Annotated in this window: 1 protein-coding gene and 1 pseudogene; one reads left to right on the top strand and one right to left on the bottom strand. The window is 59.9% G+C overall.

From position 1 onward, the window contains the following. Positions 1-277, top strand: a pseudogene (locus DWV00_RS34405) (hypothetical protein); the annotation flags it as partial. Between the two features lie 34 nt (positions 278-311). On the opposite strand, the gene DWV00_RS30200 reads toward DWV00_RS34405, so the two are convergent. Then, on the bottom strand, positions 312-594 hold a 283-nt coding region (locus DWV00_RS30200), incomplete at its 5' end, for an ATP-binding protein (RefSeq protein WP_181885638.1).

Below are 594 nucleotides of genomic sequence, written 5' to 3' on the forward strand. Positions count from 1 at the left end.
CATCACCGGTCAACCGTATGGTCATCCGAAGCCGGGCGGGCCGGCTAACCCCATCACCGGTCAACCGTATGGTCATCCGAAGCCGGGCGGGCCGGCTAACCCCATCACCGGTCAACCGTATGGCCATCCGAAACCGGGTGGACCGGCCGATCCCATCACCGGTCAACCATATGGCCATCCGAAGCCGGGCGGATCGGCCAATCCCATCGCCGGTGTCACCTTCCGGCATAAAGGAGCCGGGTATTTCCGGCATATAGACGCCAGTAGAAGTGGGTAGAAACGAGCATCTTTGCAGTTCAAGAATGTGCCGTTTAGGTGGCGTTTGCAAGGTTCAAGTGATGCTCCGGAAGGAGCCGCGGGCTTCGATAGGAGTGACCGTCGAGCACCAGGCAATAAGCGTTATGGCGCAGCCGGTCGAGCGTGGCCGAGGCGAGCAAACGGTTAGACGGGAACGCTTGATCCCATTCGGTCAGATCGAGGTTGCTCGTGACGATGGTGGACGTGGCCTCATAACGCTCGGCGATCAGTTCATGCAGATCCTCGTCGGCGGGCGGACGTAGCGGCTTGAGTCCGAAGTCATCGATGATCAGCAAT

The organism is Trinickia dinghuensis (genome assembly GCF_003367175.1).
Taxonomy (GTDB): Bacteria; Pseudomonadota; Gammaproteobacteria; order Burkholderiales; family Burkholderiaceae; genus Trinickia; species Trinickia dinghuensis.